Consider the following 7,129-nt stretch of genomic DNA (forward strand, 5'->3'; position numbering starts at 1 on the left):
TCAATTCTGTGCTTTACGGCTGCTATCAGAAGTCGTTATATAAGAAAACACCATGATTTTTTATCATTAGAGAGGGTTTTTCACCCGTTCTGCCCAATAACTGTAGACTCAGTTTACTTGTCAGTTTGTTGGTTACTCATAGAGTCTTCACACTTTAGCACCATCTTGCAGGCTATCTAGCCAGCGCTTGTTTTCTCATGTTAAGAATTTTGCGACTCTTTATCATGATAAACAATAAAAAAACCATAATGGCAGTGAGTATCCCATAAAAAAGACTGTAGTCTTTTATAAAGTGCGCTGTGTTTAGGACCAGTATCACTACCAGCATGCCAATAACCAACATATTTATTTTCAATTGCCTGTTGACCTCATCAAGCGTGGCTTTGGCCAATACAAATCTGGTTTTCTGTTTTTTCATTCTACTTTATCCATAGTAGGTGGCTTGTAATAGGTGACACTTATAAGACACTTTTATAAAGGCGCATCCGTGAAGCGCTTTGATGTGTGGACAGATTTTTACCTATTGACCAACTTGGGTGACCGGGATACGCAAGGCTTTAGGTAGACTAAACGTCACATTTTCCTCGATACCTGACAGCTCGCTAGGCAAATCCCCACCCCACTCTTGCAACCGCTGTAGCACCTCTTGAATCAGTACTTCAGGCGCTGATGCACCCGCGGTAACCCCAACACTCTGCACACCTTCCAACCAGCTACGATCCATCTCATTAGCATTATCAATCAGATAAGCACGACAGTCCATACGCTCTGCTAACTCACGTAGACGATTAGAGTTGGAAGAATTTGGTGAGCCAACCACCAAGACCACCTCACAGCGGCTGGCTAAATCTTTTACCGCATCTTGGCGGTTTTGGGTGGCATAACAAATATCGTCTTTACGTGGGCCTTGAATACTCGGAAATTTATCCCGTAGCGCATCAATGACGCGAGCCGTGTCATCCATTGATAAAGTGGTTTGGGTGACAAACGCCAATCGCTCAGCATCTTGTACACTCAACGCTTCGACATCACTCACGTCTTCGACCAGATGAATCTGACCGCCATGGCGACGACTAAAGCGGCCCATGGTGCCTTCTACTTCGGGATGTCCTGCGTGACCAATGAGCACCGCGTCCATACCGTCTTGAGCAAACTTAGCGACCTCGATATGCACCTTAGTGACGAGCGGGCAAGTGGCATCGAAGACGGTAAGATCACGGCGCTCAGCCTCATCTTCGACGGCTTTTGAGACACCATGGGCTGAAAAAATAACGATAGAGCCGTCTGGCACTTCGTGCAGCTCTTCAACAAAGACAGCGCCGCGATTGGCCAAGTCAGAGACGACGAATTTATTATGTACCACCTCATGACGAACATAAATGGGTGGCTCAAAACGTGTCAATGCTTCATTAACAATCGCAATCGCGCGGTCCACACCAGCACAAAATCCACGGGGATTGGCAAGATAAATTTGCATAAGGAGGCCTATCATTGGATAATTTATGGTTAAAGCTTATTTTTAAAAGCTTCCATTCAAAAGTTGGAAGGAAATCACTGCCTACTTTAGCATAATTTGCTTTTATTGCCTTTGAAAATACCACTGTTCTATGTGAGGGCACAATACCCTAACAAGGTGTTGGTCAAGGTGGCTTTAATTAAAATAAAAGCCATAAAAGCAGTTTATAATGACACAGCAACACTGATTTCTCTCATCATCATGATGGCGATTTTTATTTTTACCAGCCCTTAGCCGTTCACCAAGACATCTTTTAGTCGTTTATTAGGACACACTTTACTAGGAAACACTGTATGACAGGTTCACTATTTATTATTACCGCCGCCTCTGGTACAGGCAAAACTTCATTGGTAAAACAACTGCTTGCCACCACCAATGACTTGACTGTCAGTGTCTCGCACACCACCCGCGCGCCGCGTCCTGGTGAGATTGATGGCCAGCATTATCACTTTACCGACGTAGATACCTTTGTAAGCGCCATTGGTGACAATCAGTTTTTAGAACATGCCGAGGTGTTTGGTAACTATTATGGTACCTCAGAACAAAGCGTTCGAGCCCAGTTAGAAGCAGGGGTTGATGTGATTTTGGAGATTGACTGGCAGGGAGCGCTGCAAGTCAAAAAGATATTCACTGAAGCGACCATGATTTTTATTTTGCCACCCAGTATCGCAACCTTGCGCCAACGTCTATCGGCGCGTGCGCAGGACACACTAGAAGTCATCGAGCAACGTCTGGCGGGTGCCGTCACTGAGATGGCGCAGTACGTCCATTTCGACTATGTCATCATCAATGACAATTTTGAAGTCGCTTTGACTGAGCTAAAAGCGATCATCGTGGCGGACAGACAGACCCTTACGCGCCAACAACAGCGCTATCATCGCACCATCACTAACTTGCTCAGTAATAAAGCGGAAGAATAAGCTGAGCGTTCATCATCGTTGGCAGTTCACTAAAAAGAAGACATAAAAAGCAACTACGCGACTGCACAAAAAATGCTATAATGTTTAACTATCCCTTTTTACATTTTTGATACTATTTTTGTTAAGTGGCGGGCCATGTCCGTGACTGATAGAAACAACCGAGGTAGCTATTTATGGCACGAGTGACGATTGAAGATTGTTTAGATAACGTTGATAATCGCTTTGAGCTGATTTTAGTCGCAAGCAAGCGCGCCCGTCAATTGGCCAAAGGTATCGCTGAACCAATGGTTGATGTCGATAATGACAAGCCTACTGTCTTGGCATTACGTGAAATTGCTGCTGGTAAAATCACACGTGATATTCTAAATCAGCCAGAGCATCATTTTGCAACCAGCTCATTGGATTTAGCCTTGTCAGGCGATCACAGTTTTTAATAAACTGCTTTTATAACGTCTGGGGTATAAAAGCGATAAAGCAGACGGCGGCTTTATAAGATAAACTACCTAGTGACGATAAAGACCACAGCATAGACTGTGGTTTTTTAATGGTAATGATATGGATTTGACTGTTTTAGTCGCTACTTCTCCTTCAAAATATACCGCTAAGTTAAATTTTCTAAATTTTTACAGTGCCTGCTCGCTTAGCAGTTGACATTGAATGCAAATTACGATTAATTAGAGGGTGGCCTTCCTCGTTTTTTGGCTTTCTTCTTTCTTAAGCTTTTTTCTAATCATTCAGCATTCATTCAGTCACCATGTACCTTGATAGAATATTTACCTTGATGAATAGTCAGGCAAATAGGTAATGGAAAATAGGATCGTTACTTTATGAGTCAAACCTTACCCAAACTCAGTCATCATCTAGTCGATGACGCTCAGTACAATTTACTGCGTTCAGTAGGTTATCTCACTGCCGCTGAACGCCGTGATATTATTGATGCGTGTGAGTTCGGTGATATTGCACACATTAAAGACAAGCGTAAATCAGGGGAGCCTTATATTACGCACCCGATTGCGGTCGCTGAGATACTGGCGGGGTTTCGCCTAGATCGAGACACGATTATTGCGGCGATTTTGCACGATACGGTCGAAGACACAGAGGTAAGTGATGAGCAGCTTGAGCAGCGCTATGGCAGCGTCGTGGCAAGGCTGGTCGATGGTGTGACCAAACTAAAATCCTCCTCACACAATAAGCAACAAAATAAAGCCGCCACGTTTCATAAGATTCTGACAGCCACCCTTGCGGATCCACGCGTGTTGATTATCAAGCTTGCTGATCGATTACACAATATGTCCACGCTTGATGCGGTACGCCCCGAAAAACAGCGTACCACCGCCCAAGAAACCTTGGACTTTTATGTGCCTTTTGCCCGGCTCATGGGGCTTAATGACATTGCTGATTATATCGAAGTGCTTTGTTATCGCAATCTGAACTCTGATATGTATAACAAGCTGTCCGATAAGCTACTGCAGCATGGTCTTGGCCGTAATTTCCAAAAAGAAGCCATTCATCGTTATTTGAGTATTGTCCTCACCAATTTGGGACTGAATGGTCTGGTGAAAGTCTTAGACAATCGCGTGGTGATATACCGTCAGTTTTTCCGCAATCGCGGTGAGATTAATGCGTTACTTCGTCATTATGCGTTCGAGATTGTCCTCGACAATATCGAATCCTGTGACAAACTGGCGTATTACTTGATTAAAAAGTATCAAATTGATGACAATCACATTGCTGATAATATTCGTAGGCCACTACCAGGCGGTAGTCAGTCGCTTACTTTGATTTATGAGCGTGATAACGATGTGGTAAAAGTAACTATTTTGACCAAGCAAATGCAGAGCGCTGCAAGGCTTGGCGTCATTGGCGCAGAGCACGCTTCTGATATCAGTCAATCGGTCATTCAGGCCTCACTGCGTAACATGAAAGACTTGGTCGATGAAGACAGCTTGGATGAAAACAGCCCTGACTTTTCAGCGGCCGTCTCTACCATTAATGAGCTGATGGACTATCTGCACTCCAGTAAAATCATCTGTTACAGTCCCAAGGGCCGTGCCTATGAGCTGCCACAAGGGGCCACCGCACTAGACTTCGCTTACGCTGTTGGACCTATGGTAGGTAACGTGGCCGTCGGTGCCAATATCGAGGGCAAGCCTGCCAAGCTTGGTACAGTAGTAAAAAATGGTCAATTGGTTGAAATTGAAGTAAATAGCCACTCAGAACCAAAAGCTGAGTGGCTTGGGTTTGTAGTGACCAATAAAGCACGTGAAGAGATTTTGCGTTGGTTTAAAGATTTGTCTGCTGCGGATAAGCAGCATCATGGCCAGCAAGCGTTAGACCGCGCCCTAAAAACCTACCAAAAAAGTCTCGATGACTTGACAGACAGTGACTGGAAAAACCTCACTGAATGGCGTGGATTAACAGAAAAAGATGCCCTATTTGAGCAAATAAGCTCAGGCACGCTCCTACCACAACTCGTGGTAACCCGCCTATTTAGCGATGAAGTCAATGATCTACAAGCCCAAGAACACAGTAATGATATGACGCAACCGCAGCAACTGATAGTTAACGCTTCTGGAGTGGAGCTTAACTTTGCCAATTGCTGTCATCCCATCTATGGTGATCCTATCGTTGGTCATTTGTCCCGCCATGGTTTGGTTGTCCATCGGCACAAATGTTTCTCGCTGGACGATATTCGTAAAGACAACCCGTATCAAGTCATTCAGCTGCGCTGGCGTAGTGACAAAGCCGTACAACAAGGTGAGTCAGGCGAGTACGATATAAAAAATACCGGAAAGATTCGCTTCCCCGCTTATCTAAAGCTGTCTATTGCGCTAAGCGATGAACAAATTACTGAAGTGATCTATCATCTACGCCAGTTAAACATCGGGGTCGAGACAGTTGATGTCCGTAACAGTGACACCATCATCCACATCATTGTGCGTAGTCGTAATCACTTAGCCCAAGGCATTCGTGAGCTGCGCTCATTACTCGGCTTTCCCAATATCATACGACTATATCAGCTGTAGTAACGAGGGTAGATTAGCAGCAACGGCTATGCAACACAGCATTGAATAGATCATTGACTATTTTTAGAAAAACCCAAAACAATGATAAAATAGTAAATTGTTTTATTGATTGTCTAGCAAATAAACTTAGACTGTATAATCACTTATTGGTTGATACGGCCTTGTAAGCCCAACCAGAAAAATATAAAAAAGGATATGATATGACTCGTCAAACCATTCAAACAGATAAAGCACCTGCGGCTGTTGGCACCTATTCACAAGCGGTAAAAGTTGGTAATACCGTCTACATCTCAGGACAGCTTGGTTTCGATCCTGATACCATGGAATTAAGAGACGGCTTTGAGGCACAAGCGAAGCAAGTCTTTGAAAATATTAAGGCCATTTGTGAAGCCGCTGGTGGCAGCATAAATGATGTCGTTAAATTCAATGTATCTTTGACTGATTTGAATGATTTTGCGACTTTAAATGACGTATTTGTTGCCAATTTGAGCGAGCCTTATCCCGCTCGTGCAGCCGTCCAAGTAGCCGCATTACCTAAAGGCGGTGTGGTCGAAATTGAGTCTATCTTGTATATTGAGTCTTAAAAAATAACATATGTTGGTTAGGTATTTTTAATCAGTTAAATATCATATTTTCATGAGATCTTGGCTTTAAATAAGTGGTCTTTATCTTTGCAGTTTATTTAAAAACTATACTAGGTGAATTCATATGAGCAAAACCATAAATTTAGATAATATCTCTATTGGTATGAAGGCAAATGCTTCACATCTGATTACTGGTGAAAAAATAAAAGCGTTTGCTCAAATATCAGAAGATTATAATCCCATTCATCTAGATGACGACTACGCAAAGAATAGTACATTTGGAAAACGTGTTGCCCATGGTGCGATGGTCTCAAGTTTTTTTTCATCTTTGTTTGCCATGAAACTACCTGGACCAGGATCCATTTATGTGGCACAAGATACTAAATATAAAAAACCTGTATTTATTAATGATACTGTATTTGTTGAGATTGAGGTAATTAGTATTAATACAGAAAGGAAAAGAGTGTTTTTTTCTACACGTTGCTTTGTAGAGGAAGTAGAAGTTCTAAGTGGTCAAGCTGAAATCTACCTTCCTTGATATTGAAATCAAAATAGCCAAAACAACTACTTAGGTAGCTTGGCTATCTAAGTAGTTGTCTTTTATAAAATAAGTCTTATTTTTAGATGAGATTACCGAACCACTTCAAGTAGATTTTCAGCTTTTAGGTCATTAATGATCTTGTCAAGCTCCCAAAGTGGCGCGTTGATCTTCTCTGCGATTTCAAGATTGGTATTAGACCCATCACAGTAAGCTAAAAAGTTCATCATGTTTTTAACTATTGAGCTGCTGTCCTTGGTGCTAATGGTTGGGTACAGTCCTCTTTTACCAAGCTGCGGTTCACAAAGCACTGCCGTTCGAAGCGTTTCATTGCTTTCAAGACACTCAATTGAACGCTTCAATACTTCGTAACCTCCAAGCAGACCTGACGGTGTTACCAACTCTAAATCATCTAACGACGTATGATATTCAGGATAACATCCATACTTCGTTCTCATAACAGAGCAAACAGGTAGATCGATACCACTGCTACAATACTGTCTTTCATCACTTTGTCTATCTAGGGCGTGTTGAACATTCATAAT

At 42.7% G+C, this 7,129-nt stretch carries 7 protein-coding genes; 5 read left to right on the top strand and 2 right to left on the bottom strand.

What is annotated here, in order from left to right; genetic code table 11:
• Positions 1 to 520: 520 nt before the first annotated feature.
• Positions 521 to 1,477 carry a 4-hydroxy-3-methylbut-2-enyl diphosphate reductase gene (gene ispH / locus B2P60_RS05125; protein WP_286739828.1) on the bottom strand — a complete coding sequence of 319 codons (957 nt, stop codon included), beginning with the start codon at positions 1,475 to 1,477 and terminating at the stop codon, positions 521 to 523.
• A gap of 332 nt (positions 1,478 to 1,809) precedes the next feature.
• Between ispH and gmk the strand changes: the two genes are divergently transcribed.
• The 5 genes from gmk (at position 1,810) to B2P60_RS05150 (ending at position 6,584) form a co-directional block, all read left to right on the top strand.
• Positions 1,810 to 2,436: a guanylate kinase gene (gene gmk / locus B2P60_RS05130; protein WP_286739829.1), complete on the top strand. Its 627-nt coding sequence runs from the start codon at positions 1,810 to 1,812 to the stop codon at positions 2,434 to 2,436.
• A gap of 173 nt (positions 2,437 to 2,609) precedes the next feature.
• Positions 2,610 to 2,870 carry a DNA-directed RNA polymerase subunit omega gene (gene rpoZ, locus B2P60_RS05135; RefSeq protein WP_193004758.1) on the top strand — a complete coding sequence of 87 codons (261 nt, stop codon included), beginning with the start codon at positions 2,610 to 2,612 and terminating at the stop codon, positions 2,868 to 2,870.
• 393 nt (positions 2,871 to 3,263) lie between these two features.
• Positions 3,264 to 5,462, top strand: coding sequence for a RelA/SpoT family protein (locus tag B2P60_RS05140; protein WP_193004759.1), 2,199 nt, complete (start codon positions 3,264 to 3,266; stop codon positions 5,460 to 5,462).
• Positions 5,463 to 5,662: 200 nt separating this feature from the next.
• Positions 5,663 to 6,046, top strand: a complete 384-nt coding sequence (locus tag B2P60_RS05145) for a RidA family protein (RefSeq protein ID WP_286739830.1) — start codon at positions 5,663 to 5,665, stop codon at positions 6,044 to 6,046.
• Between the two features lie 124 nt (positions 6,047 to 6,170).
• Positions 6,171 to 6,584 (top strand): MaoC family dehydratase, encoded by a 414-nt coding sequence (locus tag B2P60_RS05150; protein ID WP_286739831.1) that lies wholly within the window; start codon positions 6,171 to 6,173, stop codon positions 6,582 to 6,584.
• Between the two features lie 92 nt (positions 6,585 to 6,676).
• On the opposite strand, the gene B2P60_RS05155 is transcribed toward B2P60_RS05150, so the two are convergent.
• A partial coding sequence (locus tag B2P60_RS05155; RefSeq protein ID WP_286739832.1) for a DUF4910 domain-containing protein occupies positions 6,677 to 7,129 on the bottom strand: 453 nt, incomplete at its 5' end.

Source organism: Psychrobacter sp. UBA3068 (genome assembly GCF_002366815.1).
Classification (GTDB): domain Bacteria; phylum Pseudomonadota; class Gammaproteobacteria; order Pseudomonadales; family Moraxellaceae; genus Psychrobacter; species Psychrobacter namhaensis.